The organism is Simplicispira sp. 125 (assembly GCF_003096555.1).
Taxonomy (GTDB): domain Bacteria; phylum Pseudomonadota; class Gammaproteobacteria; order Burkholderiales; family Burkholderiaceae_C; genus Simplicispira.
In genome coordinates, this window is the sequence record NZ_QEKM01000001.1 from 3,856,255 (window position 1) to 3,882,693 (window position 26,439).

The following is a 26,439-nucleotide window of genomic DNA, read 5'->3' on the forward strand; positions in this document are numbered from 1 at the left end:
ACTGCGCCCTCCTCCGGCTGCACGGAACGCCGGACATGGCAGGGCTGATCATTTCTATTGACCTGGGAGCACCCCGTGGAAGCAATCTACATCGCTGGCGTCGGCATGACGCTGTTCGGCCGACACCCGCAATGGAGCGTCAAAGACCTCACACGCCAGGCCGTCACTGCAGCGCTGCAGGATGCCGGCTGTGACGCCGGGCAACTGCAGGCCGCCTATTTTTCCAACGCCACGCAGGGCCACATGGAGGGCCAGCACATGGTGCGCGGGCAGCTCGCGCTGCGCGCCATGGGGGTGCAGGGCATTCCCGTCGTCAATGTGGAGAACGCTTGCGCCAGTGCCAGCACGGCGCTGCACCTGGCCGTGCAGCACGTGCGCAGCGGCGCGTCCGACATCGTGCTCGCCGTGGGCGCGGAGAAGATGTGCATCGACGACAAGGCCCGCATGTTCGCGGCCTTCGACGGCGCCTGGGACGTGCATGACACCGAAGCCGGCAAAGAGCGCCTGCTGGCCATGGGTGCAGGCATCACGCCCCCACCGGGCAGCCAGTCGCCTCGCCCCTACAGCCTGTTCATGGACATTTACGCCGCCATGGGCCGCATGCACATGCGCGAATTCGGCACCACGCAGCAGCAGTTCGCGGCGGTGGCTGCCAAGAACCATGGGCACTCGGCGCACAACCCGCTGGCACAGTACCGCGACGCGATGAGCGTGACACAGGTGCTGGCTGCGCCGCCCATCAGCTACCCGCTCACATTGCCCATGTGCTCGCCGGTGAGTGATGGTGCGGCGGCGGCCATTGTCTGCAACGCCGCAGGCCTCAAGCGCCTGCAAGGCGATGCACGCCGTGCCGTGCGCGTGCTGGCCTGCGTGCTGCAAACCGGCAGCGAGCGGGCCGCGAGCGATCTGGAAAACCATCTCGTGCGCAAAGGCGTGCAGCGCCTGTACGAGCAGGCCGGCGTATCGCCCAAGGACGTGGGCGTGGCCGAGGTGCATGACGCTACGGCGATTGGCGAAGTCCTTCAGTCCGAGCTGCTGGGCCTGGTGCCCATGGGGCACGGCGGCACGGCGGCAGAGCGCGGCGAAACGAGCCTCGGCGGACGGATCCCCATCAACCCATCCGGGGGGCTCGAAAGCAAGGGCCACCCGATTGGTGCAACCGGGCTGGGCCAGGTGTTTGAGCTGGTGACGCAACTGCGCGGCGAAGCTGGGGCACGCCAAGCACCGGGCGTGCGCATCGCGCTGGCGGAAAACGGCGGCGGGCTGGCCGGCATCGAAGAGGCCGTGGCCTGCCTCACGCTGCTGGGCCGTTGAACAGGAGGCCATGGCATGAGCCTTTACCCCGACAACGTCTTCGCTGGCATGGTCGCCAACCGCGCGGCCGAGCTACCGGAATTCAACGTGCTGACCATCGAAGGCGGTGACGTGCGCCCCGACGATGTGCGCAGCTACCGCCAGCTCTGGGACAACGGCCGGCGCATGGCACAGGCCATGCTGGACCTGGGCATCGTCCCCGGTGAGCGCGTGGCTCTGCTGATGGCCAACCATGCCGAGTTCGTCGAGGCCATGGTGGCGGCGGGAATCGTGGGCGCCACGGTAGTGCCCATCGATCCGCGCACCAAGGGCGACAAGCTGCACTTCATGCTGACCAACAGCCAGTGCAGCGCTGTCTTTGCTGCCGACTACGCCTTGCCCCACCTGCAACCGCTGCACGCGCGCCTGCCCGCCGTGCGCTGGGCCATGGCCTTTGCCACCGACGAGGGCGAACGGCCGCTTTCCGCCTGGGACGGCGTAGCTGACTGGCAGGCGATGGCACCAGTGCATGTGCCCGACCTGCCCATTCTCACCACCGACCCGGACGCGGCGCTGGAGCTGATATTCACTTCCGGCACCACAGGCGACCCCAAGGGCATCGTGATGACGCACCGACGCTATTGCCAAACCGTGCAGCTTGCCCAGAGCCTTTTCGGTTACCGCGCGGACGACGTGCTCTATTCGGGCCTGTCGCTTACGCACGCCAACGCCCAGCTCGTCACCCTGGGGTCGGCCCTGGCCTGCCGCCTGCGCTGTGTGCTGTCGCGGCGCTTCACCAAATCGCGCCTGTGGGACATCACGCGCCAATACGGCGCCACCAGCTTCACGCTGCTGGGGGGCATGACGACGGCGGTCTACGCAGAACCGCCCAAGGCCAACGATGCCGACAATCCCGTGCGCTTTGTCGTCTCGTCCGGTATGCCTGCGGCCATCTGGCGCGAGTTTTCCCAGCGCTTTGGTGTACAGATCGTGGAGTTCTACGGCGCGGCCGAAGGCGGGATGAGCTTCAACCACTTTGGCCAGGGTCCTGTGGGCAGCATCGGCAAGCCCCCGTCTCTGCTGCAACACCGCATCGTGAACGAGGCCGGCAACGACGTGCCCCCCGGCCAGCAAGGCGAGCTGCTGATGCGCCACGCCAGCGGCGCGCCCTTTGTCGTGGAATATTTCGGCAACTCCGAGGCCTCGCAGCGCAAGTGCGCTGGCGGCTGGCTGCACATGGGCGACGTGGTGCACGCAGACCAGGATGGCTGGCTGTATTTCGACTACCGCCAGGGCAGCGGCATCCGGCGCAACGGCGAGTTCATCGCCACCGCCTTCATCGAGAAGGCGATCGCCGAATCTGGCGTGGTCGATGATGTGTACGTCTACGGCATCGCCAGCACGCAGCTCGCGCCAGGTGAAAAGGAAGTCGTCGCCGCGGTAGTACCCAAGGATGCGGCGACCTTCGACGCGCAGCAGCTCTTCGACGTGTGCCGTGAGCACCTGGAGGCCGGCATGGTGCCTGGCTTCATCCAGGTGCTGACCCAAATCCCCAAGACGGCATCCGAGAAGCCGCAGGACCGCTTCCTGATGGAGGCGTTCGAGCGCGAGCCGCAGAGCGTGCATCGGCGTATGACGGGGGTTTAAGACCCGGGAACCTTTCCGCTCAGCCCATGGGGTCCATGCGGGCACCGGTAACGCATTGTTGGTAAGCACGCTACCCGCATATTTCACGCCCCCCGAGCCGGCAGCCAGACTTGCATGGTTTCGTGATTGCAAAGGTCATCCTGCGGGAGTGCTGAAGATATTGCTGGCCATGAGTTCGGCAACGACGATGTCACAGGCTTAGTGACCCCCCACCCCGAATTGGGTTGCGGGCCTGTTTTGTATCTTCGCGCAGGCCAGGCGTTGGTGGTGAAGTTATCCACGGCATCAGCAAGCGCAGAGGCTTCACTGTCACCACCCGTCGCGACAAACGTTAGACCCCGGCCAATGACCTGGTCAATCGCCGCTTCCACGCCACTGGCCCGAACCAGCTGTGGGTGGCCGACATGACCTATGTGCCGACCTGGATGGGTTTCCTCTATCTGGCTGTGGTCATCGATGTCTGGAGCCGCTGTGTGGTGGGCTGGGCCATGGGTGAGCGCATGACCGCCGACCTGGTGCTGGCGGCCTTGAACATGGCGCTTGAGCAGCGCAAACCCAAGGGCGTCATCCACCATTCGGACCAGGGCAGTCAGGGCGGATTCAACCGGTCGTCGCAACACCTTCAATCGTGAAGGTTTTTATGGGCTGACCTGGGAGTTGGATACGACAGTTGACCTGTCGAGCAGCGATGCGATGGCCGAGAGCTTCTTCGCCAGTCTGGAAGGCGAACTCATCGCACGTGCTCGACCATTTGCTGGCGAAATTGCGCCGGGTACGGCGGTCGTACTTTGGACATTTGCGACTTCTTGAACACAAAGAATGATGTGTCCACGGAACCGGGTCAACTCCAACTCCAAATTGCTCCATGGAATGCGGCTTGATGTCGACCTTGATGGGCGTGCGGGCCGGGGAGGAATGTCAACATCCAGTCTGCTATGGCAGTTTTACAGCTTTTATTTTTTGCTCTCTACCCAATTTGACTGAGGCGCAAGTTTTTACAGAATAGGAAAAGTTAAGCCTCACGAGAGGAATTTTTACAGGGTTAATTTTTACGATCACAACCGGTCGATGCAACACATTCACTGAACATCTCAGCGTGTATGGGGGTGCGCGTCAGTCATACATTGAGAATGTGCCGAACATCCGTGACATCGAGAGATGGTAGGTTGCAAAGGTTGATGCTGTACTTGATGCTCGTAACGCCCAGCGGTGGTACGTAGCCATCCGGGAGTCGCGAAAATGCCCCGGCTACCTCAAACACGTAGACATCGCGAAAGTTGAATCTGAGAAGAGCGCCAGTCTGCCGAAGTCCTTCGTGCCAGCCGAGCTGGGCCAGACGCGTATCGAAGACGTCGAGCGCGTGTTCATCCGATCTGAGCTTTTCCCGAATTTCATCAATGCGGTCTTCCGCCCAGGAGAATCTGTCGTTCCCGCTGCGGGTTGGCCACGAACACTGTCCAGTTCGTCAGCGCTCCCGCTTCTGCACGTTCCAGTCCGCAATTTTTGCGCCCTGAAACGCGATGCTGTTCGGATGCCCTTCATATCGCCGTAGGAACAGCGCAATGTCGTTTTTTGATTTACGACATGGTGACGTTCAGTGGCTGCGAGAAGCCCACCCCGTCGGCCAGGTCGGTCACGCTCAGGATCAGCGTGTGCGTGCCAGCGGCCAGCGGCTCTGAGCGCAGGGCACTATCCGGCGTCAGGGTAATGGGCCTGCCGAAGGTGATGGCCAGGCCGCCGCCGGGCTCCTGCACGGGTTCCTGGGTCTGCACGTCGTAGAGGAGGTGGAGCGGCTCCACCGTGTCACCTGCGTAGAGGTGGTGGTCCACGCGATCGGGCTGTTTGTCGGGGTCGTCCAGGTCGATATCGCGCGCGCCGATGATGGTGCACTTCGGCTCTTCCGTGTCCGGGTCGGGCTCACATTGGATCAGCAGCAGTACGATGCGCGCAGCGCTGTTGCCCGTGCGGCTTTGCAGGCGCACGGGTGCGCCGAGCATCGCTGATTCAAGGTCGCCGTCTTCGGCCGTTTGCACGCTCAGGGTGTAGAGCAGCAGGGGCTGGCCGTCGAGCTGCAACCATGCATCCGTACTGAAATAGACCGTGCCGTAGCCCTTGCCGAGCTTGCCCTCGCCGGAGACGACAAGGGGCGTGGTTCCCGTGACTTTGACCACGTTGGCATTTACGGACTGCACCTGCATCAGATCGGCCAGCTGCACACCATACCGAGAGGCGACTTCGCCTGCGATGAGTTCGCCATCGGCTTGGAGCGGCGCTACATAAATAACCGAAGGCATTTGCTGCGCTTGTTGCGTATGGCGGTCCACCAAACCTATGTACCCGGCGGGCATGCGGAATGTGTCATATACGACGCGCTGCTGTGCGGTGCGCTGGCCCAGAGGGAAGAAAATGCTCAGGCCTTGAGCCCTGCGGGCCTTGGAGCCGGTGATGTTGAACAGAACAGCGTCTTGCAGCGCCTGCTGCAGGGCGGCTTGCGGGCCGGCGGCAATGCCCTGGTCGAATAGCAGCGCGGCAAACTGCCCCAGGTCCACCAGGTCGAGGGCTTCCTTCATGTTCGGACTTCCCCCGAAGGCAAGGGTGCTCAGACGTGCCATGGCGACCTGCTTCCAGCGTTCGACGGTTTCGTCCTCTGCGACGGCTGCGCTTGCTGTGGTCGTACTGATGCTCTTGGCCATTTGCCGGGGCCGCTTGAACATGGGCGGCCAGAAGATGCCTGCGCTGCCTGCCTTGGCCAGCTTGGGGGCGCTGTCGTGGTAGGCGTGTACCGCACGGGCCCATTCGTCCAGCCGCTCCAGCAAGGCAGGAATGCGCGCCAGGTCAATGATGCTAAAGGTGACGTTGTCTGACGAAAAAGGCACCAAGCTGCCGCCGGGGCTGCTGCGCATCTGCTTATCGTGGTAAGCAATGGCTGCCGCCCGGCCAAATTCCGGGATGCTGGGAGCGGGCTGGCGGGATGCAGTCTCGACCACAGTCGTCCAGTCCCAGCCCAAGCCGGGCTCCAGCTCCTGCGATGCACCCAGGTAGCGGGCATAGGGCTGGAGTATCTTGGCAACTTCCAGCGTGGCCATCAGGCATGCGTCGAAGCCGATATAGTCGAGCGTGACCCCTGTGGCGGCCTTTGCACCTTGCAGCGCCGCGGCCATGACGTGCATTCGCATCATCGGCTCGCCGTCGTCAGGGAAGTTTTCGTCGTTGCCAAAGCCGTAGTAACCCCCGCCGTGGTCCCACATCATCAGCATGGTGCGGTCGGCTGGGTAAGTACGCACGCCCCACGTCACAAAGTCTTGCAGCGTGCTGCCTGAATCCATGTTCTGCGCACCGAGGTCTGCCAGCTCCTTGAGTTTGCCTTCCGCCAGTTCGAAGCGCTTGACGGTTTTCCAGCTGGTGACGAGACCCGCCGGGTCGACCTTGTCGGCCCCTCCCGTGGTGATGACGATGCGGGTGTGCGTCGAGCCCTTCGCGGCCAGCATCTCCAGCAGGTTGCTGGTGCCCAAGTCGCCGCCACTCTCCAGGTCGGAGCCCAGCAGGTAAACGAGCAGCGTGGTGCTGAGCGGCGCGCTGGAGTCGGGGCCACTGCCGCCGCAGGCGGCAAGCCCTCCAGCGAGCAGGGCGGCGGCGGTGCCAAGCATGTGGCGGCGTGAGAGGTTGTGCATGGTTTTCCTTGGTGCGATAGGGTGAAAAAGTGATCAGTGCGGTACCAGGCCGCGCTTGAAGCGGTCGATGAGCGCACGCGCCTTCTCGGGGTTCTTGTAAACCGGGGGCGGACTGTCCGCCGCCTCGGCCTTGGGCATGGCGTCTGCGGTGGGCTCTTCGCCCTGCAACGGCTGGCCCTGGCACGTGGTTTCGCGCGGCGCGGGCGTTTCGCCCAGCAGGTGGGCGGTCACCTTGGGGTCCACGCAGGCGTCGCTGTAGGGGTAAACGCCGTGCTGAAAGTCACCCGCCACGTACACGCGGCGGGCACCGGGCAACTGGGCGAAGAAGCGGTTGGCGTCGTCGGTGTTGGTGGCCCCGTCGTACTGCGACTGCACGAACAGCACCGGGAGCTGCTGCATGGCCGCCGGATCGGGCTTGCGCACCGAGGGGCCGCCCCAGAACGCGCAGGCATCCAGCGCCAGCAGCCCGCCGAAGTGCATGGGCGCCTGCCGGGCGATGCGGCGCACCTTGGCGATCCACTCCGACAGGTCCGTCGTGCTGGGCGTGTCGTTGCAGCGGACCGCAACGCCGGTGGCGTCGTCGAGCCGGATGCTTTCCGCCTCAGGCTCCAGCCAGGTGCTACGGTAGTTGTCATAGAGTTTCCATGCCGTCTCGCGCAGTAGCACGTCGCGCGGCTCATTGCCGGGGGCGAAGGCGTGCAGCGCCAGCGCGTCATGCACCGCATCGGCATCCGCTGCATCCGGCACGCTGAGCAGCGCTGCGTCCAGCCCCTGGGCCGCCGCGATGTGGCTCAGGTATCCGACAGCGCTGCCGCGGCTGTAGCTCAGCCGACTCAAGGGTCCGCCCAAGACAGCCTGCACGCGGGGCGCGAGGCGGGGCATGACTGTGCGCACCTCAGTCTCGGTGGCTCCCAGGCGGAAGGCGTCTGGGTGGCGCGCGGCGTAGGGTGCCAGCACCTCGTCGAACAGGCGCTGGCGCGCGGGCGGCTGCCCGTGCAGCATTTGCTCCATGGAGGCGCTGAAGTCCGTCGCGCTGTCCAGCACCATGCGGCTCACCTTTTCAGGGAACAGGCTGGCGTACCACGCACCGAGCCAGGTGCCGTAGGAGTAGCCCAGATAGTTGAGCTTCTCGTCGCCCAGCAGGCCGCGAAGCAGATCCATGTCGCGTGCGGTGGCGTCGGTGTTGATGTACGGCGTGACGGGGTTGCGCGCGCAGGCTTCGGCCTGCTTGCGGCCGTTGTAGTGCACGTTGGCGATGTTCTCGGGCGTGTCCCACCCTGCCGCGCTGTAGTCCACGAAGCGCGTCAGCTCGTTGGTGGCACAGGACAGCCGTGTGCTGGCCCCCACGCCGCGCGGCGAGAAGCCCACCATGTCGTATTCATCCAGCAGCCGCAACTGCTGTGCGCCCTGGGAACTGGCGGGATTGCTGTCCGCGAACGCAGCCCACAGATGCAACGTCATGGAAAGCCCGTCGCCGCCCGGCCCGCCGGGGTTGAAGAAAAGCACGCCGCGCCGCGCCTCGGTCCGGCCTGCCGCCATGCGCATGACCGCCAGGGAGACATCGCCGCGCTGGGGCTCGCTCCAGACCATCGGCGCACGCACCTGGGCGCACTGCAGCCGCCCGGCGGGCGGCTGGATGTCGAGGCCGTCCATGGGCCTGCCCAGAATGGTGGGGTCGCATTCGGCCCATTGCACGGTCTGCGTGCGGTATTCGTTCAGTGGGTCGGGCGAGCCGCCGCCGCCGCAGGCAGTGAGGGCAGCAGCCAGAGCCGTGGTTGCAAGCCAGCGGGCGGGGTGGGGAGCGATGGGGGAGGGCACCGGCGGATTCCTTTTTTGATAGCAGCCAGCGCTTTGCAGTAAAGCGCCAGAGGCCAAAAAACACCTCAAAAGATGGGTGTGCATGGCGAAGAATCGTAGGGACTTGTGACCGGCTGCGGTATCCCTGAGATTGGGTAATTTGGGGGTGTATGCGCAAATTACCCAATCTCAGGGATACGCGGGGGCGGCCCGCTGGCCTACCATCGCGCTTGTTTCTCTTTGGTTGCCAGCACCATGTCTCCCCCCGCCAACGATCCCATCCTGCCCGCACCTGTGCTGGTGGTGGAAGATGAGCCGCTCTTGCAGCAGCGCCTGCGCGGGGTGCTGAGCGCGCTGGGCTACCCGCCAGACGCGCTGTTGTTCGCCGCCACGCTGGCCGAGGCGCGCTCCTGCCTGGCGCAGCAACCCATGGCGCTGGTGCTGGTGGATTTACATTTGCCCGACGGCGATGGGCGCGAGTTGATCGTGCAATTGCGCGCCGATGACCCCGGCGTGGGCATCCTGGTGGTGTCGGCCTGGAGTTCGGAAGAGGCCATTTTGGGCGCGCTGCGTGCAGGGGCCACCGGGTATGTGCTCAAGGAGCGCGACGACATGGAGGTGATGCTGTCGATCCGCAGCGTACTGCGCGGTGGCGCGCCGATCGACCCGTTCATTGCCCGGCGCATCCTGGAGTTGCTGCCCGCGCCGGCAGCGGCGGCGCCGGGCGCTCCGCCACCACCGGAGAACTGCCTGAGCGAGCGCGAAAACGAAATTTTGCGGCTGGTGGCCGATGGCCTGTCCAACCGCGAGATCGCAGAGCAGCTGTTCCTGTCGCGCTACACCGTGGAAAGCCACGTCAAGCGCGTCTATCGCAAATTGGCGGTGTCATCGCGCACGGGCGCGGTGCGTGAGGCACGTTCGCGCGGGTGGCTGGGCTGATGCGGCTGCTGATGTGGCTGGCCGCGCTGGCGCTCTGGCTGCCGGGTGGGGTGCTGGCCGATGCCTGCGCGCCGCGCATTGTGTCGGTGCAGGCGGCGCCAGCGCTGGACGGCGCCCGGCCCCTCACCGGATGGGTGGATGTGACCTTGCCCGATACGTGGTCAGCCCGCTGGCCCGCGCACGGCGACTCGGGCTGGTACCGCATCGATTGGGAGCGCGGCTGTGCGAACGGCGAGCCCGTGGCCCTGGGCATTGACGGCATCAGCGTGGCGGGCGAGGTGTACAACAACGGCGATCTGCTGTGGCGCGACGCCTCGCTGGTGGAGCCGTTGTCGCGCAGCTGGAACGTGCCGCGGTGGTGGGTGCTGCCCGAATCCGGCCTGCAGCCGGGCGTGAACACGGTGTGGGTGCGCGCCGTGGGGCCGGTGGCGCTGGGGCCGGGCTTGCGCGCTGTGCGGCTGGGCGACCCGTCCACGGTAGCCGCGCAGCACCATCGCACCCAGTGGCGCCAACGCACGCTGTACCTGATCAACGCGGTGCTGTGCGGCATGGCGGGCACACTGTTTTTGGTGGTGTGGGCGCTGCGCCGCAATACACCGGCTGGGGCAGCCTACGGCTGGTTCGGACTGATGGCGTTGGCGTGGCTGGCTTATCTGACCACCTATCTGGCGTACACGCAGTGGCCCTGGCCCGATGCGATCACACGCAGCCGTTTCAGCATGGTGGCGCTGGTGGGCTACGTGCTGTCCGCCTGCGTGTTCACCTTGCGCTTTGGCGGGCAGAAGCTGCCGCTCGCGGAACGTGTGCTGTGGGTGCTGGCGGCACTGGGCGCTGGCACGGCGGTGCTGGTACCGGACGATGTGGCGGGGCCGTGGTTCGGCAGGGTGTGGCAGGGGGCCATGGGGGTTTTCATGGTCAACTGCCTGCAGTTCCAGTGGCACGCGTGGCGCTCCCGGCCTGGGGGGCGCAAGCCCCTGCACATGCTGCTGGCGCTGTGCTGGCTGGCGGTCATGGTGCTCACGGTGATCACGCTCGTTCCGGGGGTGGACCGCTGGAACGTGGCGCGCAACTGGGCCGCGTTGAGCGGATTGCTGGTGATCTCGTTGGTGATGCTGCTGCTGGGCGCGCAGCTCATGCAGCGGGTGCGCAGCGTGGAGCGCTTCAACCGCGCGCTGGAGCAGGGAGTGGCCCGTGCCCGCGCCGATCTGGCCCAGGCACTGGAGCGCGAGCACGCCCAGGCACTGGACCACACCAAACTGCAGGAGCGCATGCAGATTGCGCACGACCTGCACGACGGTCTGGGCGGCAGCCTGATGCGCAGCATGGCGCTGGTGGAGCAGGCGCCCAAGCCGTTGTCCAACGAGCGCGTGCTGTCGCTGCTGAAGGTGCTGCGTGACGACCTGCGCCAGGTGATCGACCAGGGCTCCAGCGCCGGCGCACAGGTGCCCGATACGCCGGTGCAATGGGCCGCGCCGCTGCGCCACCGGTTTACCGGTATCTTTGATGAAATGGATGTGACGTCGCACTGGGACATGCCGTTGCAATGGCAGGGCCGTCCCAGCGCGCTGCAGTGCCTGGGCCTGACGCGGCTGGTAGAGGAGGCGCTGTCGAACACCATCAAGCACAGCCGGGCGCGGCAGGTGCGCGTGCGATGCACGCAGCCGCAGCCCGGTGTGTTATGCCTGCGCATTGAGGATGACGGCGTGGGATTTGACGTGCAGGCCGTGCAACAAGCCGGGCTGAGCGTGGGCATGCGCAGCATGGCCGCTCGGGCCGAGCGCATGGGTGGCACGCTGGAGATGGTATCGGGCGCAACGGGGACGGTGGTGAGTCTCACGTTGCTATTGAAAAAATAGCTGCAAACGATTGACTGGAAAGCGCTGGCGGATGATTTCAGGATCTTCTTGTGAATGCCAGTACGTCATCTCGGAAATACGCATCAAACCATTAACGTGCGACCCGCGCGACAGATACCAGCAGGGTGTCGGCGCCTTTGTGCTACACAAAAGGCTCGGGTTCCTGGTTATGACCCCATGCGCGGCAAGCCTCGTCCAAGTCGGTTCGCTGCGCAGCAGCTTGGAGCCACAGGCGCATGATTTTGGCAGGGCAGGCAGTGGAGCACACCGGCGTGCGTCGTTCGATCACTCAAGGCCCTCATAGCCTTCAAAATACCTGAAATCAGGGAATGACAAGTGCCAGGGTTCATTCGATCATCGTTGCCGTACCAATCAAGGATGAACCCGTTCATGAAGAAATCCATTTTGTGTGCAGCCCTGGCGGCTGCCTTCCTCAGCGCCTGTGGCGGCAGCGATGACAGCAAACTGATTCCCGGCGACGAATTCAGCGTCGAGCTGAGCCTGGACGACACACTGACTGAAATCTCGACCTATCGCGTCTACGGCCTCAGCAATAGCGGCCAGCTGGTCACCACCGCCGACGACCTCGCCAGCGACGGGCTCATCCCCATCGAAGTCAGCCGCATTGACGCCAAGACGCAGGCCGCCGATGCCTTGCCCGAAGTGGCAGCCATCCAAGCCTTCGTGCCTCAACTGTGGGCCGAGCTGGGCAAACGCCACGGTACGCTGGACGCCAGCAAGCTGGCGCAAGAGGTGCACGACCTGGATATTTCGCTGGCAACCATTTATACGGATTACCGCAACTCTGGTCTGAGCCTGCCGGAGTTCGTCGATTTCTACGAAACGCTGGATGCCCATCCGACGCTCGACAAGACCGGCAAGGTCGAGGCCGAACTGAGCCAGTTTCTGAGCAATGCCCAGATCACCCCCAGGCAGCTTCTCGATGTGCTGCATGCGCATGGCAGCAACTGGCAGCAGTTTCTGGCCCTGATGGCCTCGCGCCAGGACGATTTCAGCAGCCTGTATGACCAGTATGGCAAGGCCGCCACGGACATTTCGACCTTTGTACAGGGCTATCTGCAACCGCAGACCAAGGCGCTCAAGAACGCCGCTACCGCCATCGCGGTAGCAAAATTCGGCTGGGATGTCATCAAGGACAACCGCCCCGAGACCGTCGCCACGGGGGCCTTCACACGCGCACTGGCCTCGAGCGATCCCCAGTGGGACAACTATGCCCAGACCAGGTCCGGCACCTCGCAGGTGGTGACGCTCAAGACCAAAGGGGTTATTCCGGTGACCCAAACCGAGGTCAAATTCGCTCTCACGGGCTACTACGACGCCAAACACTCCAGCATTGGCGGCCACTGGTTGCCCCTGGTGAACATGGACGTGAAGGAGGTATACGCCATCATTTCCTGGAAGGTCAACGCCAAGGCGAGTGTGACCCTGCCCGTGAATGTGGGAACGTTAGCCGCCCCCATTCCCGAAATTCCGGTATTCATGGAGATCAACACGTCCGGCGTGTTCCAGAACGATACCAAAAAATACGAGTTCCGCGCCAATGGCAAGGACGGCTTTCGCTACATCGGACAGAAGAAGTAACCCGATACCCTGCGCGGCCCGGCTCTGATGGGCTGGGCCGACGGCCTGTTCAAAGGCTTTGGCTGGCGCGGCGGCTGGGGTATTTTGTTCGACGACTTCATGGCCGCCTTTTACACGCTGCTGGTGATTGCGCTGTGGAGGTTCTTCGCATGAGCCCCGCAGCACCCACCCCTGAACCCCAATGAGGCGCCCCTGAACAACCCCTGCAGCCCGCATAAACACTGATTTTCGGGTGATTGCTGATGCTCTGAACGCCCAGTTTGATTTCCAATAGTGGCTGTTTTCTGGGAGTTCTGCCGTGCTGTTTGCCTGCCCCGCCACCGAGAATTTCTTCCGTTAGCGCATCGACCACATGATCGACCTGCGCCATCTGCTGGCCGTGCTGGCCTCGCGCATGTCCTGGCGGCAAATCGAGGCCTCGGTGGCCCATCTGTTCTTGCGCAAGGCTCGCGCTGGCGTTGCCATGCCCGATCTGGATCTCTTTGGTGAACAGGTGCAGCGCGCTGCTGTACCTCAAGCACGCCTTCAACGGATCCGACGAAGGCGTGGTCGCGCTGACTCCCCCCGCTGGCAGTTCTTCTCGGGCTGCGCCTATTACGAAGACCGCCAGCCCTGCGACGCCACCACCGTGGTCAAGTTCCGTCAGTTGCTGGGCGAGGAAGGCGGGGAAGAACTGCTGTCGCAGACCATCAACGTGGCAGTGGACCTCCAACTGAACGAGCAACTGGAGCAGGCAGCGATCCTGATGCAGGACAGCGGGGCCTAGCTAGCGACGGTATTCGTCGATCTGGGCTATCGGGGCAAGTCCAGGCGGATCAGCGGGCAACAGAGAAAGCTGCTCAAGCGGCGCCAGGCCATTGAGCCGATCATTGGCCACCTCAAGAGTGATCACCGCATGGATCGTGGCCCTCTCAAGGGTCAGCAGGGTGATCGGCTGCATGCACTGCTGTGCGCGGCGGGCTACAACATCCGCTGGCTGCTGCGCCAGATCGCGGGTCTATCGCCAACGTGGTCGCTGGCGCTGCGCAAACGGCTCGACTTCGCGCTCACCAGGTCAGCATCTCACCTGGGCTTGGCTTGAAAACGGATAAATCAGGGACGACTCATTAGACATGCGGTCATTTGTGCACATTGAAGCGTAGGTTTATGCAACAAACCGATAGCCGATCCCTGCCTCGGTGCGCAGATGTCGGGGCATGGCGGGGTTGTCCTCCACCTTCTTGCGCAGGTTGGCCATGTGCACGCGCACGTAGTGCGTGTCGTCCGCATGGCCGGGGCCCCACACGGCCTTGAGCAGTTGCTGGTGGGTGATGACGCGGTCGGGCTGCGACGCCAGGTGGGTGAGCAGCTTGTATTCGATGGGCGTGAGGTGCAGCGGCTGGCCGGCGCGCTCGGCGGTGCGGCGAGCGAGGTCGATGCGGACATCGCCAAAGGCAATCAGTGGGTCGCCGCCGGGCGTCTGCTGGTAGTGGCGCCGCAGTTGCGCGCGCACGCGGGCCATGAGTTCGCCGGCGCCAAAGGGTTTGACCAAGTAGTCGTCGGCACCGGCATCGAGCGCGGCGATTTTGTCCGCCTCCTGGCTGCGCGCCGAGAGCACGATCACCGGCACCGTGGACCAACTGCGCAGGCCGCGGATCACTTCAATGCCATCGCCGTCGGGCAGGCCCAGGTCGAGCACAACGAGGTCGGGGCGGCGCGTGCCAGCTTCAATCAGGCCGCGGGCTACGCTGTCGGCCTCGTGCACGGTGTGCCCCTCGGCGCCCAGCGCCAGGCGGACGAAGCGGCGAATGGCGGCTTCGTCCTCGACGACCAGAATGCTGTGGCCCGCAGGCTTTTCAGGTGTGCTCATGGTGTCGCGCCCTGTCCGGTGCCGTCGTCCTGCGGAGGCTCTCCGCGCGGCAGGGCGATGGTGAAGCGGGCGCCTGCAATGCGGCCCTGCGCGCGCCGGTTGCTGCCCTGGATGCGCCCGCCGTGCGCCTGCACGATGGCGCGGCAGATGGCCAGGCCCAGGCCCACGCCCGGCAGCGGGCTTTCGCGGTTGCCGCGCTCGAACTTCTCGAAAATGCGCTCTTCCGCGCCCTCGGGCAAACCCGGGCCTTCGTCGTCCACCCACAGCAGCACCTCCCGCGCGGCGGCCTCGGCGCCCAGGGTGATGGCGCTTCCGCTGGGCGTGTACTTGGCGGCGTTCTCCAACAGGTTGACGAGCACGCGCTCGAACAGCACGGCGTCGAGGTGCAGCAGCGGCAGGTCGGCCGGCAGGTTTACGTGCAGGGCGCGGCCGGCCAGTGCCTTGCTACTTGCCACCAGCGCGCTGCCCACTACCTCTTCGAGCGGTTGCCAGTCGCGGTGCAGGGGTGCAGCGCCTGCCTCCAGCCGGGCCATGTCGAGCAGGTTGTTGACCTGCGCACTCATGCGCAGCGCCGAGTCGCGGATGGCATCGGAGACTTCGCGCTGGGCGGCGCTCAAGGGCGGATCGGTCAGGTCGAGGGCGTCGGACAGGCCCACCAGCGAGGCCAGCGGCGTGCGCAAGTCGTGCGAGATGGCCGACAGCAGCGCGTTGCGCAGCCGCTCGGACTCGATCTGCACGGTGCTGGTGCGCGCCACTTCGATGTAGTGGATGCGTTCGAGCGAAATCGCCAGCAGCGAGGCGCAGGTATCGAGCAGGCGCATCGGCTCAGGGCCGAGCGGCGCGCTGCCCAAGAGCTCCAGCACCAGCACGCCGCGCACGCGCATGGGCGCTTTGAGCGGCACGACGAGGCACGGGCTGGCCGGCAGCGTGCCGGTGCCGCGCCCGGCGGACTCGGCATGGTCGAATGACCACTGCGCAACGCCCAGGTCCACCGGCGCCTCGGCCCCCGCGAGCGGCTCAAGGTGGTTGGCGTCGTCGGCCACCAGCAGGCTGGAGCGGGCGCGGAACTCGGCGCGCAGGAAGCGGGCGGCAATCTCGCCCACCTGCTCGGGCAGCAGCGCGGCCGACAGGTCGCGCGACATATCGTAGAGGCTGCGCACCCGGCGCTCGCGCTGCATGGCCGCCGCCGCCTGCACCTTGAGCCCAGCGGTAAGCTGCCCCACCACCAGCGCTACCACGAGCATCACGGCAAAAGTGACCAGGTACTGCACGTCGCTGACCGCCAGCGAAAAGCGCGGCGGCACGAAAAACAAGTCGAACAAGGCCACGCCCAGAAAGGCCGCCAACACCGCCGGGCCGCGCCCAAAGCGCAGCCCTACGCCGACCACCACCAGCAGGAACAGCATGACGATGTTGCTCAGCTCGAGCACACCCGTCATGGGCGTTGCCAGCAGCGCCAGTAGCGTGCAGGCCGTGGCCGCTGCGGCGTACCCGCGCCACGCGCTGCCCGCCGCTTCATCCGGAGTGCGCGGTGCGCGTGCGAGGTCGGGCGCCGGTGCGCCGGGCCTGGTTGGCAGGGCCACCTGCAAGACGTCGAGGTCGTCCGCGCTGCGCACCAGCTGGTCTGCCAGCGCCCGCCGCCAGCGCCCGCGCGTACCCCGCCCCAGCACCAGGCGCACAAGGTTGTGCTCGCGCGCATAGCGCACCAGCGCGGCTGCAGGCTCCGGCGCCGAGAGCGTCGCTGTGGTTGCCCCGAGCTCGCTGGCCAGCTTGAGCACTTTCAGCGCCTGCGCGTTGTCGAGGGCGCCGGTCTCCACATGCACCGCGTGCCAGGGCACATCGAGCTGCGTGGCCATGCGGGCACAGCTGCGCACCACTTTCTCACCGGCAGCGCCCGGGCCCACGCACGCCAGCAGCGCCTCCCGGTTGGCCCACACCGGCTGCACGGACACCGAACGCCGGTAGGCACGCACCTCTCCATCGACCCGGTCGGCCGTGCGGCGCAGGGCCAGCTCGCGCAGGGCCAACAGGTTGCCCTTGCGAAAGAAGTTGGCGGCGGCGCGTTCGGCCTGCTGCGGCACATACACCTTGCCGGCTTTGAGACGCGCCAGCAGTTCGTCGGGCGGCAGGTCGACCACCACCACCTCGTCGGCGTCGTCGAACACCCGGTCTGGCACGGTTTCCCACACGCGGATGCCGGTGATGCCGCTGACCACGTCGTTCAGGCTCTCGAGGTGCTGGACGTTCATCGTCGTCCAGACATCAATGCCCGCAGCGAGCAATTCTTCCGCGTCCTGCCAGCGCTTGGGGTGGCGCGAACCGGCGGCGTTGCTGTGGGCCAGCTCGTCCAGCAGAACCAGGGCGCGGGGATCGCCGCCGTGCGCAGCGCCAAACTGCAAGGCCCCTTCCAGATCGAATTCAGGCAGCGTACGCCCATGGTTCGCAACCTGGCTGGGCGCAAGCCGCGCCAGCCCCGCGGCCATGGCTTCGGTCTCGCCGCGGCCATGGGTTTCGACCACGCCGACCAGCAAGGGCGTTCCTTGCGCCTTTGCGGCCTGGGCCGCAGACAGCATGGCGTAGGTTTTGCCCACACCGGCATTGGCCCCAAAGAAGATCTTGAGCCGCCCACGCCGCGCCCGCACCTCGTCGCGCTGTACTTGCTCGAGCAGTTGGTCGGGATTGGGGCGGGCGTCGCTCATCGGTAGCTACTGTAGAGCAGGTGGCGCCACACGCACGCAAGCGGTGGCCAGCGCCGCTTCAGGCACGGGGCAAGGCATCGAGCGCCAGGTTGAGCCGCAGCACGTTCACGCGCGGCTCGCCCAGAAAGCCCAGCAGCGTGCCTTCGGTGTGCTCTGCCACCAGCGCCTGCACCCGCTGCGGCGGCAGGCCCAAAGCACGGGCCACCCGGTTGACCTGGTAGTCGGCGGCAGCGCGGCTGATGTGCGGGTCAAGCCCGCTGGCGGAGGTGGTCACCAGGTCCACCGGCACCGGGGCCGTGTTGCCCGGGTCCGCCGCACGCAGCGCTGCGATGCGCGCCGAAACGGCCTCGGCCAAGGCCGGATTGCTGGGCCCCAGGTTGGAGCCCGAGGACGCTGCGGCGTTGTAGGGATCGGGCGCAGTGGCCGATGGCCGGCTCCAGAAATGGCCAGGCTGCGAAAACGGCTGGCCGATCAGCGCGGAGCCGACCACCACGCCCTTCGCCTTCACCAGACTGCCGTTGGCCTGGTCGGGGAACAGCACCTGTGCCAGACCCGTGACAGCCAGCGGATACGCCAGGCCTGTAACGAGGGAAAGCACGACAAAAAGCACCAGGGTAGGACGAAACGAGAATGTCATAGCACCTCCGGAACAAAAATCAGACCACGCCCAGCGCTGCCAGCGCCAGGTCGATGAGCTTGATACCCACGAACGGCACCACCACACCGCCCAGGCCGTAGAGGGCGAGATTGCGGCGCAACAGCGCTGCGGCGCCCACCGGGCGGTAGCGCACCCCTTTGAGCGCCAGCGGAATCAGGAAGACGATGACCAGCGCGTTGAAAACCACCGCCGAAAGAATCGCCGAGTTAGGACTGGCCAGCTGCATCACGTTCAAGGCCGAGAGCTGCGGGTAGGTGCCCACGAACGCGGCCGGCACGATGGCAAAGTATTTAGCCAGATCGTTGGCAATGCTGAAGGTGGTGAGCGAGCCACGCGTCATCAGCATCTGCTTGCCGGTCTCGACGATTTCGATCAGCTTGGTCGGGTCGCTGTCGAGGTCCACCATGTTGCCGGCCTCCTTGGCGGCCTGCGTGCCGGTGTTCATGGCCACGGCCACATCGGCCTGGGCCAGCGCCGGCGCATCGTTGGTGCCGTCGCCCGTCATGGCCACCAGTTGGCCGGCTGCCTGGTACTCCCGGATGCGTTCGAGCTTGGCTTCAGGCGTGGCTTCGGCAAGAAAGTCGTCCACCCCCGCTTCGGCCGCGATGGCCGCCGCCGTGAGGCGGTTGTCGCCAGTGACCATCACCGTCTTGATGCCCATGCGGCGCAGCTCGGCAAAGCGCTCCTTGATGCCGGGCTTGACGATGTCCTTGAGCTCGATGGCACCCAGCACGCGGGCACCCTCGCTCACCACCAGCGGCGTGCTGCCGCGGCGGGCGATGCTGTCCACCACAGCCTGCAGCGCGGCCGGGAAATCACCGCCCAGCGCCTGAACATGCCGCCGGATCGCATCGGCCGCGCCCTTGCGCAGGCTGCGGCCGCCAGGCAAGTCGACACCGCTCATGCGCGTTTGCGCGGTGAAGGGCACACACTGCGCGTCCAGCGCTGCAGCGCTTCGTTCAGCCAGTTGGAATTTCTGGCGTGCCAGCACCACGATGCTTCGGCCTTCGGGTGTTTCATCGGCCACCGACGCGAGCTGTGCCGCTTCGGCCAGCGCGGCCTCGTTCACGCCCGGCGCCGGGGCAAAGGCGCTGGCCTGGCGGTTACCCAGGGTGATGGTGCCGGTCTTGTCGAGCAGCAGCACATCCACGTCGCCCGCCGCTTCCACCGCGCGGCCGGAGGTGGCGATCACGTTGGCCTGCATCATGCGGCTCATGCCCGCCACGCCAATGGCAGAAAGGAGGCCTGCAATGGTGGTGGGAATCAGGCACACCAGCAGCGCAACCAGCACCACCAGGCTCACGGGTTCACCGGCGCCACCGGCGGCAACGCCAAACTGCGAAAACGGCAGCAAGGTGACCACCACGCTCAGGAACACGATGGTCAGCGCCACCAGCAAGATGGTGAGCGCAATCTCGTTGGGCGTCTTCTGCCGCTTGGCGTTCTCCACCATGCCAATCATGCGGTCGATAAAGGTCTCGCCCGGATTCACCGAGACGCGCACCACGATCCAGTCGGACAGCACCCGCGTGCCCCCGGTAACGGAGCTGAAGTCACCGCCCGACTCGCGGATCACCGGGGCCGACTCGCCCGTAATGGCGCTCTCGTCCACCGAGGCCACGCCCAGGATGACTTCGCCATCGGCGGGCACCGTGTCACCCGCTTCCACCAGCACCAGGTCTTCGCGCTTGAGCTGGTCGGCTTCCATGGGTAGCCACGCCATGGCCGCGCGCGTGGCAGGCACCGGGGCGCCCTTGGGTAATTGCTTGGCCCAGGTCTCTTTCTTGAGCCCGCGCAGCGACGCCGCCTGCGCCTTGCTGCGCCCCTCGGCCAGCGCTTCCGCCATGTTGGCAAACAGCACGGTGAACCACAGCCACAGCGCGACCAAGGCGGTGAACAGGCTGGGTTCGGAGAGCGCGAGCGCGGTCGTGAAGGCGCTGCCCACGTACACCACAAACATCACCGGATTGCGCCACTGCACGCGCGGGTCCAGTTTCTTGAGTGCCTCCAGAAGCGCCGGGCGCAAAAGCGCGGGGTCGAACAGGGTCGGGGTGGTGTGGCGTGTCATTTCAGGGGCTCCACCAGCGTCAGGTGCTCCACCACCGGGCCCAGGGCCAGGGCGGGAACGTAGTTCAAAAGACCCACCAGCAGCACGGTGCCAATCAACAGTCCGACAAAGAGCGGCCCGTGCGTGGGCAGCGTCCCGGCGGTGGCGGTTGCACGCTTCTTGCCCGCCAGCGAGCCCGCCATGGCCAGCACCGCCACGATGACGCCAAAGCGCCCGAACCACATGGCTGCGGCGAGCAGCACGTTGTAGAAAGGTGTATTGGCCGAGAGGCCGGCGAACGCACTGCCGTTGTTGTTGGCAGCCGAGGTCAAGGCATACAGGATTTCACTGAAGCCGTGCGGCCCCGGGTTCAAAATGCCCGCCCGCCCCGCCTCGGTGCCTACGGCCAGGGCGGTGCCGAGCAGCACCAGCAAGGGCGTGATGAGAATGGCGAGCGAGACCATCTTCATCTCGTTCGCTTCGATTTTCTTGCCCAGGTATTCTGGGGTTCGGCCAATCATCAGCCCGGCAATGAACACTGCCAGCATGGCGAACACCAGCATGCCGTAGAGGCCCGTGCCGACCCCGCCGAACACCACCTCGCCCAACTGCATCAGCACCATGGGCACGGCGCCGCCCAGCGGCGTGAAGCTGTCGTGCATGCTGTTGACCGCGCCGCAGCTCGCCGCCGTGGTGACCGCGGCAAACAGCGTGCTGGCGTTGATGCCAAAGCGCGCCTCTTTGCCTTCCATGTTGCCGCCGGGCTGGCTGGAGCTGGCCGCTTGGTCTACGCCCAGTGCGGTGAGCGCCGGGTTGCCTGCTTGCTCGGCCCAGTTGACGGTGACGGCAAAAACCACGAACAGCACGGTCATGGCGGCCAGTACGGCGAAGCCTTGGCGCCTGTCTCCGACCATGCGCCCGAACACCAGGCACAGCGCGGCGGGGATGATGAAAATCGCCAGCATCTGCAGTGCGTTGGTGATCGCGCTGGGGTTCTCGAACGGGTGCGCAGAATTGGCGTTGAAGAAGCCGCCACCATTGGTGCCCAGCATCTTGATGGCCAGTTGCGAAGCGACCGGGCCCAGGGCCAGCTGCGTGCTGCCACCCTCGACGCCGGTGGTGCTCACATACGCGGAAAGGGTCTGGACCACGCCCAGCCCGGCAAACGCCAGCGCCAGCAGAAACGACAGCGGCAGCAGCACCCACAGCGTGGCGCGGGTGAGGTCCACCCAGACGTTGCCGATGGTGGCCGCGCTGTGGCGCGCAAAGCCGCGCACCAGCGCCACCACCACCACGATGCCGGTGGCGGCCGACAGGAAGTTCTGCACCGCCAGTCCCAGCATTTGCGTCAGGTAGCCCATGGTGGTCTCGCCGCCATAGCCCTGCCAATTGGTGTTGGTGACAAAGCTCACTGCCGTGTTGAAGGCCGAATCGGCAGACACCGCAGCAAAGCCCTGCGGGTTGAGCGGCAGCGGCATTTGCAGACGCTGCAAGGCGTACACAAAAAACAGTCCGAGGGTATTGAACAGCAGCAAGCCCAGGGCATAGCGCACCCAGCCCGTCTCTTGCGCGGCATCGACACCCGCGAGCCGCCACAGCGGCGACTCGAGCTTGCGACCCAGCGCGAATCGCCCGTCCATGACCGCGTCGATGGCGCGGGACAGCGGCCAGGCCAGTGCAAAAAGCACCAGCAGGAACGCCCCCAGTTGCACGATGGCGCCGGTAGTCATGAAAAATCCTCAGGCCGCAGCAGCACGGCGACGAGGTACACAAAGAGCCCGCCCGCAAGCGCGCCAGCCAGCCAGTACCAGGCACTCATGGTCGTGCCTGCGGACGCTGCAGCCGTTCGCAGCCCTTGACGAGCGCCACAGGCAGCAGCCAGAAAAGGCCCGCCAGGGCCAGATAAACCATGTCCATATCCGTAATCCTCACAACTTCATTGGCAATGGTGAGATGCTAGAAACCGCTGCATCAAGTTGGTACCAAGAACCGAAGGTCGGTTATCAAGAAAGCATCAAGACCGCCGCAGCAAGGCAACGCACACAAGGCCGGGCGCACAGCCAGTGAAGCCAGCAGCACCCAGACCGCACCAGGGGCAGGTTCCACCATCCGCGCGAGTACCTACCAATACGACGCCAACGGCCACCGCACCAGCCGCACCATCACCGAATCGCTGAGCGCAGCCAACCGCAGCGCCAGCCTCAGTGCCCGCCTGCCCGGAGGCCCCAACCCGCCAGAACTGCTGGCCAGCTACCGCTACAGCGCAGACAACCTGCGCGCAGAAAAGCAACTCAGTGACCTGGGCCTGGGCAACGCCAGCCAAGCCAGCGCAAGCGCTGCCCCCAGCCCCCAGCACAAGCCCCCTGGCCTACGAACGCACCCAATGGGACGGCCTGCACGCACGGCGCAGCTTTGAAATCACAGGTGCCAACAACACCCAGACCCGGCGCAGCGACACCGACGCCGCAGTGCTGGCAGGCAACACCGCTCCCTGGTTGTTCAGCCGCACCGAATAGACCAAGCGTGAGGGGTGTCGTCTGCCCAGGACCGTATCAGTCACGCCAGGGCGGCGCCTCGATACGGTCGGTCTCGCCCGGAATCGGGGCGAACCGGTGCTGCAACCAGTCATCTGCGGCACGGGCCATGCGCTCGCGCTGCGTGGATACGAAGTTCCACCACATGCGCACGGGTTGCTCCAGCGGCGCGCCACCGATGACGACCAGCCGCACTTCCTTGTTCCCGGCGCTGAGCTGGGCTCCCTGGCCAGGGGCCAGCACCACCATCTCCGCTGCGGCGACTGCCTGGCCGTCCAGTGCGTAGTCTTGGCCGACGCCATAGACTGCCAGCTCCGGCACCAACGGGGGCAAGGTGAAATGGGTGTTCGCTGCCATCGTGATGTCGAGGTACACGGTCTCGGACGCAGTACGCACCGGGCTCGTGCGGTCGAAGGCGCTGCCCACCAGGACGCGGACCTGAACGCCGGGCGCTGCGTCAACGACAGGAATGTCGGCCGCAGCCACATGCTGGAAGGCCGGCTCGCAGTCTTCCAGTGCCGGGGGCAGTGCCACCCAAAGCTGCAGGCCGTGCGTGAGGCGCGATCGTCCGCGGTCTGCTTCGTGGGTGCGTTCACTGTGCACGATGCCGCGCCCCGCCGTCATCCAGTTCACCGCGCCAGGCTCGATGAGCTGCACGCTGCCGATGCTGTCGCGGTGCATCTGTCGGCCCTCGAAGAGATAGGTGACAGTGGCCAGGCCGATGTGCGGGTGGCCGCCGACATCGCTGTCGACCTCCGGCGCGAGCGTCGCGGGGCCGAACTCGTCAAAAAATACAAAAGGTCCGACGGATCTGCGCTCCTGCGCAGGCAGCGTGCGGCGCACGCGAAGTCCCGGTGCGAGGTCGGTCATGCGGCCGTGAAGGCGAAGGGTTTCGTTCATGGGGGGCTCCTTCTTCAACTGAGCGGGGTGCTGGTGGACGGTTCTGCACGGCATGGTTGCCACCATCAGGCGAGGCGACCAAAGCCAGGCGTCCACGCTTGGACTCTAGGGGAATGGTCTTCTGCTCATCGCTGGGTGCGATGCCTGTCTGATGGAGCGTAATCCAGATTTGCAGGAAGTGCGCCGTTTTGTCTGGGGTATGGTTGAATTCGCTATGCACGACGCCGGTACCCGCGGACATGCGCTGTTCGTCACCGGGAGGGGTGCCCTTCACGTTGCCCATGCCGTCGAGGGTCAGCTTTCGCATCGGTGATCCTGTCGGTAGGAAGGATAGAGCGGGGTTCGAAAAAATCGAACAAAGAATCCAGAATTATCGGACACGGGACGCGCAGCGGCAGTCGATACTGAAAGCCTCAGCCACCTGGCACACCCCATGTCCACGACTTTCATCTCATTCCATTTCTAAATCATCCGTGTCGTTGTTGCTTCGCCTTGCCGTGCTACAGCACTGTCTGCGGCTTCGCGCCTAGACACGAATGATTTGGAAACAGAATCACCCGCCCAGAACGCCGCCGCGATCGCCGGGCGGTTGTTGCTGGTGGTGGGGCCCCGGCGAATGGAGCTTGGATGCGCGCAGCGCCCGGGCCTGAGATTTCCTTGTTCACAACCACACTGATCGGAGCACACCATGTCCAAAGTCCTTGTCCTGTACTACTCGTCCTACGGCCATCTGGAAACCATGGCCCAGGCCATCGCCGAAGGCGCGCGCGCCGGTGGCGCATCCGTCGATGTGAAGCGCGTTCCCGAGACCGTGCCACTTGAGGTGGCCAAGTCGGCCCACTTCAAGCTCGACCAGGCCGCACCAGTCGCCACCGTCGCGGAGTTGGTCAACTACGACGCCATCATCATTGGTGCCCCGACCCGGTTCGGGCGCATGCCGGCCCAGATGGCGGCGTTTCTGGACCAGGCCGGTGGTTTGTGGGCCAGCGGCGCACTGCATGGCAAGGTGGGCGCCGCGTTCACCTCCACGGCCACCCAGCACGGGGGCCAGGAAGTGACACTCTTCTCGATCATCACCAATTTGCTGCACTTTGGCATGGTCATCGTCGGCCTGCCGTACAGCCACCAGGGCCAGATGACGCTGGATGAAGTGGTGGGCGGCAGCCCCTATGGCGCGACGACCATTGCCGGCGGCCAAGGCCAACGCCAACCCAGCGCGATCGAGCTGGAAGGCGCCCGGCACCAAGGCAAGCTGGTCGCGGAAACAGCCAACAAGTTGTTCGGCTGACAGGTCCCGCGCGTTAGCGGCCAGCAGGCGCCGTCAAGGCAGCTCCGCACTCCCCATGCGCCCCAGAATGGTGCGCGTGCGCCCGGACAGGTAGGCCGAGTTGGGCATTTTTTCGAAGCGCTTGGGGGCGGGCAGCATCACGGCCAGGCGGGCTGCTTCATGGGGGGCGAGCTGGGCGGCGCTTTTGCGGAAGTAGTGCCGGGCGGCAGCCTCGGCGCCGAAGATGCCATTGCCCCACTCCACATTGTTGAGGTAAATCTCCAGGATGCGCTCTTTGGAGAGAAACTGTTCCAGCGCCAGCGTGAGCACAAACTCCTGGCCCTTGCGCACCAGGGTGCGCTCGCCCGAGAGCAGGAGGTTCTTGGCCAGTTGCTGGGTGATGGTGGAGCCACCCCGAATCTTGGGCGCGCGCACCACCTTGGCAGGGGCGCGGGTCTGGGCTTTGGCCGTTTGCGCTTCGGCCTTGGCGTTGCGCTCCCAGGCTTTTTCGATGGCGTTCCAGTCCACGCCTTCGTGGTTGACGAAGCCGTCGTCCTCTGACGCGATCACGGCGCGTTTGAGGTGGCTGCTGATCTGTGCGTAGGGCACCCACTGCTGGCGCCAGCGCAGGGTGCCATCACCAGTGATCTGGGCCCAGGCTTCGGAGCGCTGGAAGGTGGTTGATTCGGGATTCAGCACCGCCATGGTGGCGATGCGCAGCACAAAGAACAGTTCCAGGGCAAGCGCCGCAAACGCGACGAGGCCCATCCAGCGCAGCAAGGATTTCATGCGTGTGGGTGCGCGCTAGTGCGATGGGGCTGTGGGCGAGGCCATCAGTGCGCGCAGTTCGGTCAGCACCTGGCTGCCCGGTGGGCGCACGCCACGCCAGACCAGGAAGGCCTCGGCCGCCTGCTCCACCAGCATGCCCAGGCCATCGCGCGCGTGCGCGCCGTGCTGCGTGGCCCAGTCCAGAAAGCCCTGCGCGGCGGGGCCGTACATCATGTCGTAGGCCAGGCTGGCGGGCCGCAGAACGCCTGCGGGTACGGGTACTTCGGCGCCAGCCAGGCTGCTGGCTGTGGCGTTAATAATAATGTCGAAATTGGCCTCTAACGCTTGTGTGGATTGCGCTAGTAGCTCTATTTTTTGTAGCAATGCAAGCGGTGCGTGGGTTTGTACCAGCGCCTGTGCGCGGGCCACGGTGCGGTTGGCCACCGTGATGCTGCGCGGCCCGGCGGCCAGCAGCGGGCCCAGGGCACCGGCGGCGGCGCCGCCTGCGCCGATGAGCAGCACATCGCGCCCGGCAAGGCGCATGCCTGCGTTGCGCTCAATGTCGGCCACCAGGCCCAGACCGTCGGTGTTGTCGGCGTGGATGGTGCCGTCGATGAAGGTGAGCGTGTTGGCGGCGCCTGCCAGTTGCACGCGCTCGCTGCGGTGCGTGGCGGCCTGCGCGGCTTCGAGTTTGAAGGGTACGGTGATGTTGCAGCCCCGGCCCCCGGCGGCGGCGAAGCCATGCAGCGCCTGGACAAAGCCGTCCAGCGGTACCAGGCGGCGCTCGTAGTGCAGTGCCTGGCCGGTCAGCTCGGCAAAGCGGGCATGGATCCAGGGCGAGCGGCTGTGCTCTACCGGGTTACCCATCACGCAATACTGGTCGATCGATGTGGCGGAGAGGGTCATGGATGG

20 protein-coding genes and 3 pseudogenes are annotated in these 26,439 nt (G+C 65.5%); 11 read left to right on the plus strand and 12 right to left on the minus strand.

All coding sequences use genetic code 11. The features are described 5' to 3' along the window. Positions 1–75: 75 nt before the first annotated feature. The 3 genes and pseudogenes from C8D04_RS18025 to C8D04_RS18035 all read left to right on the plus strand — a co-directional run. Positions 76–1,314, plus strand: coding sequence for a thiolase family protein (locus C8D04_RS18025; protein WP_116005905.1), 1,239 nt, complete (start codon positions 76–78; stop codon positions 1,312–1,314). 15 nt (positions 1,315–1,329) lie between these two features. Beyond that, a complete protein-coding gene (locus tag C8D04_RS18030) occupies positions 1,330–2,940 on the plus strand; it encodes an AMP-binding protein (protein ID WP_116002941.1) in 1,611 nt (536 codons plus the stop codon). Positions 2,941–3,281: 341 nt separating this feature from the next. Then, positions 3,282–3,533 (plus strand): annotated as a pseudogene (locus C8D04_RS18035) (DDE-type integrase/transposase/recombinase); the annotation flags it as partial. Positions 3,534–4,517: 984 nt separating this feature from the next. On the opposite strand, the gene C8D04_RS18045 reads toward C8D04_RS18035, so the two are convergent. Together C8D04_RS18045 and C8D04_RS18050 are read right to left on the minus strand one after the other, a co-directional pair. Then, on the minus strand, positions 4,518–6,611 hold the full coding sequence (locus C8D04_RS18045) for a clostripain-related cysteine peptidase (RefSeq protein ID WP_116002942.1): 2,094 nt from the start codon (positions 6,609–6,611) through the stop codon (positions 4,518–4,520). Between the two features lie 33 nt (positions 6,612–6,644). After that, the gene (locus C8D04_RS18050) at positions 6,645–8,429 is read right to left on the minus strand and encodes an alpha/beta fold hydrolase (RefSeq protein ID WP_158550268.1); all 1,785 of its coding nucleotides are present in this window, start codon (positions 8,427–8,429) and stop codon (positions 6,645–6,647) included. A gap of 234 nt (positions 8,430–8,663) precedes the next feature. On the opposite strand from C8D04_RS18050, the gene C8D04_RS18055 reads away from it, so the two are divergent. From C8D04_RS18055 to C8D04_RS18840, 6 genes and pseudogenes are all read left to right on the plus strand, one after another. Beyond that, positions 8,664–9,347 (plus strand): response regulator transcription factor, encoded by a 684-nt coding sequence (locus C8D04_RS18055; protein ID WP_116005907.1) that lies wholly within the window; start codon positions 8,664–8,666, stop codon positions 9,345–9,347. Next, positions 9,347–11,203: an ATP-binding protein gene (locus C8D04_RS18060; RefSeq protein ID WP_116002944.1), complete on the plus strand. Its 1,857-nt coding sequence runs from the start codon at positions 9,347–9,349 to the stop codon at positions 11,201–11,203. The genes C8D04_RS18055 and C8D04_RS18060 overlap by 1 nt, the downstream gene beginning before the upstream one ends. A 390-nt stretch (positions 11,204–11,593) precedes the next feature. Beyond that, the gene (locus C8D04_RS18065) at positions 11,594–12,805 is read left to right on the plus strand and encodes a hypothetical protein (protein WP_133243656.1); all 1,212 of its coding nucleotides are present in this window, start codon (positions 11,594–11,596) and stop codon (positions 12,803–12,805) included. Positions 12,806–12,832: 27 nt separating this feature from the next. Further along, positions 12,833–12,958 (plus strand): annotated as a pseudogene (locus C8D04_RS18070) (phosphatidylglycerophosphatase A); the annotation flags it as partial. Positions 12,959–13,157: 199 nt separating this feature from the next. Continuing rightward, positions 13,158–13,571, plus strand: a complete 414-nt coding sequence (locus C8D04_RS18835; protein ID WP_199562951.1) for a transposase — start codon at positions 13,158–13,160, stop codon at positions 13,569–13,571. Between the two features lie 48 nt (positions 13,572–13,619). After that, positions 13,620–13,886 carry a transposase gene (locus tag C8D04_RS18840; RefSeq protein WP_347708432.1) on the plus strand — a complete coding sequence of 89 codons (267 nt, stop codon included), beginning with the start codon at positions 13,620–13,622 and terminating at the stop codon, positions 13,884–13,886. A 63-nt stretch (positions 13,887–13,949) separates the two neighbouring features. Here C8D04_RS18840 and C8D04_RS18080 read toward each other — a convergent pair whose 3' ends face one another. From C8D04_RS18080 to kdpF, 6 genes are read right to left on the minus strand one after another with little or no spacing between them, the layout of a single operon-like run. Continuing rightward, positions 13,950–14,654 (minus strand): response regulator, encoded by a 705-nt coding sequence (locus C8D04_RS18080; protein ID WP_116002946.1) that lies wholly within the window; start codon positions 14,652–14,654, stop codon positions 13,950–13,952. Then, a complete protein-coding gene (locus C8D04_RS18085) occupies positions 14,651–17,353 on the minus strand; it encodes a DUF4118 domain-containing protein (RefSeq protein ID WP_116002947.1) in 2,703 nt (900 codons plus the stop codon). The genes C8D04_RS18080 and C8D04_RS18085 overlap by 4 nt, the downstream gene beginning before the upstream one ends. 58 nt (positions 17,354–17,411) lie before the next feature. Further along, positions 17,412–17,990 (minus strand): potassium-transporting ATPase subunit KdpC, encoded by a 579-nt coding sequence (kdpC, locus tag C8D04_RS18090; RefSeq protein ID WP_116002948.1) that lies wholly within the window; start codon positions 17,988–17,990, stop codon positions 17,412–17,414. A 19-nt stretch (positions 17,991–18,009) separates the two neighbouring features. Then, positions 18,010–20,079 (minus strand): potassium-transporting ATPase subunit KdpB, encoded by a 2,070-nt coding sequence (gene kdpB, locus C8D04_RS18095; RefSeq protein ID WP_116002949.1) that lies wholly within the window; start codon positions 20,077–20,079, stop codon positions 18,010–18,012. Further along, positions 20,076–21,788: a potassium-transporting ATPase subunit KdpA gene (kdpA, locus tag C8D04_RS18100; RefSeq protein WP_116002950.1), complete on the minus strand. Its 1,713-nt coding sequence runs from the start codon at positions 21,786–21,788 to the stop codon at positions 20,076–20,078. The genes kdpB and kdpA overlap by 4 nt, the downstream gene beginning before the upstream one ends. Then, the gene (kdpF, locus tag C8D04_RS18105; protein ID WP_116002951.1) at positions 21,785–21,877 is read right to left on the minus strand and encodes a K(+)-transporting ATPase subunit F; all 93 of its coding nucleotides are present in this window, start codon (positions 21,875–21,877) and stop codon (positions 21,785–21,787) included. The genes kdpA and kdpF overlap by 4 nt, the downstream gene beginning before the upstream one ends. 475 nt (positions 21,878–22,352) lie before the next feature. Here kdpF and C8D04_RS18110 point away from each other — a divergent pair, with 475 nt between their 5' ends. Further along, complete coding sequence (locus C8D04_RS18110; RefSeq protein ID WP_116002952.1) at positions 22,353–22,574, plus strand: hypothetical protein; 222 nt, start codon at positions 22,353–22,355, stop codon at positions 22,572–22,574. 36 nt (positions 22,575–22,610) lie between these two features. Here C8D04_RS18110 and C8D04_RS18115 read toward each other — a convergent pair whose 3' ends face one another. Together C8D04_RS18115 and C8D04_RS19075 are read right to left on the minus strand one after the other, a co-directional pair. Continuing rightward, entirely contained in the window at positions 22,611–23,492 is an 882-nt protein-coding gene (locus tag C8D04_RS18115) for a pirin family protein (RefSeq protein ID WP_116002953.1), read from the minus strand. 61 nt (positions 23,493–23,553) lie between these two features. Then, positions 23,554–23,781, minus strand: a pseudogene (locus C8D04_RS19075) (pirin family protein); the annotation flags it as partial. Between the two features lie 399 nt (positions 23,782–24,180). On the opposite strand from C8D04_RS19075, the gene wrbA reads away from it, so the two are divergent. Beyond that, the gene (gene wrbA, locus C8D04_RS18125; protein WP_116002955.1) at positions 24,181–24,780 is read left to right on the plus strand and encodes an NAD(P)H:quinone oxidoreductase; all 600 of its coding nucleotides are present in this window, start codon (positions 24,181–24,183) and stop codon (positions 24,778–24,780) included. Positions 24,781–24,813: 33 nt separating this feature from the next. Here the strand turns inward: wrbA and mtgA are convergent, their stop codons facing one another. Then, complete coding sequence (gene mtgA / locus C8D04_RS18130) at positions 24,814–25,548, minus strand: monofunctional biosynthetic peptidoglycan transglycosylase (protein ID WP_116002956.1); 735 nt, start codon at positions 25,546–25,548, stop codon at positions 24,814–24,816. 15 nt (positions 25,549–25,563) lie between these two features. Further along, complete coding sequence (gene aroE / locus C8D04_RS18135) at positions 25,564–26,433, minus strand: shikimate dehydrogenase (RefSeq protein ID WP_116002957.1); 870 nt, start codon at positions 26,431–26,433, stop codon at positions 25,564–25,566. Between the last annotated feature and the right edge of the window lie 6 nt (positions 26,434–26,439).

Bases quoted from the DNA above. Each gene is read 5' to 3' on its own strand.
- C8D04_RS18065 (WP_133243656.1), top strand. From the start codon at position 11,594: ATGAAGAAATCCATTTTGTGTGCAGCCCTGGCGGCTGCCTTCCTCAGC.
- mtgA (WP_116002956.1), bottom strand. From the start codon at position 25,548: ATGAAATCCTTGCTGCGCTGGATGGGCCTCGTCGCGTTTGCGGCGCTT.
- C8D04_RS18080 (WP_116002946.1), bottom strand. From the start codon at position 14,654: ATGAGCACACCTGAAAAGCCTGCGGGCCACAGCATTCTGGTCGTCGAG.
- C8D04_RS18055 (WP_116005907.1), top strand. From the start codon at position 8,664: ATGTCTCCCCCCGCCAACGATCCCATCCTGCCCGCACCTGTGCTGGTG.
- C8D04_RS18060 (WP_116002944.1), top strand. From the start codon at position 9,347: ATGCGGCTGCTGATGTGGCTGGCCGCGCTGGCGCTCTGGCTGCCGGGT.
- C8D04_RS18045 (WP_116002942.1), bottom strand. From the start codon at position 6,611: ATGCACAACCTCTCACGCCGCCACATGCTTGGCACCGCCGCCGCCCTG.
- kdpC (WP_116002948.1), bottom strand. From the start codon at position 17,990: ATGACATTCTCGTTTCGTCCTACCCTGGTGCTTTTTGTCGTGCTTTCC.
- aroE (WP_116002957.1), bottom strand. From the start codon at position 26,433: ATGACCCTCTCCGCCACATCGATCGACCAGTATTGCGTGATGGGTAAC.
- C8D04_RS18835 (WP_199562951.1), top strand. From the start codon at position 13,158: ATGATCGACCTGCGCCATCTGCTGGCCGTGCTGGCCTCGCGCATGTCC.
- C8D04_RS18085 (WP_116002947.1), bottom strand. From the start codon at position 17,353: ATGAGCGACGCCCGCCCCAATCCCGACCAACTGCTCGAGCAAGTACAG.
- kdpB (WP_116002949.1), bottom strand. From the start codon at position 20,079: ATGACACGCCACACCACCCCGACCCTGTTCGACCCCGCGCTTTTGCGC.
- kdpA (WP_116002950.1), bottom strand. From the start codon at position 21,788: ATGACTACCGGCGCCATCGTGCAACTGGGGGCGTTCCTGCTGGTGCTT.
- C8D04_RS18030 (WP_116002941.1), top strand. From the start codon at position 1,330: ATGAGCCTTTACCCCGACAACGTCTTCGCTGGCATGGTCGCCAACCGC.
- C8D04_RS18115 (WP_116002953.1), bottom strand. From the start codon at position 23,492: ATGAACGAAACCCTTCGCCTTCACGGCCGCATGACCGACCTCGCACCG.
- kdpF (WP_116002951.1), bottom strand. From the start codon at position 21,877: ATGAGTGCCTGGTACTGGCTGGCTGGCGCGCTTGCGGGCGGGCTCTTT.
- wrbA (WP_116002955.1), top strand. From the start codon at position 24,181: ATGTCCAAAGTCCTTGTCCTGTACTACTCGTCCTACGGCCATCTGGAA.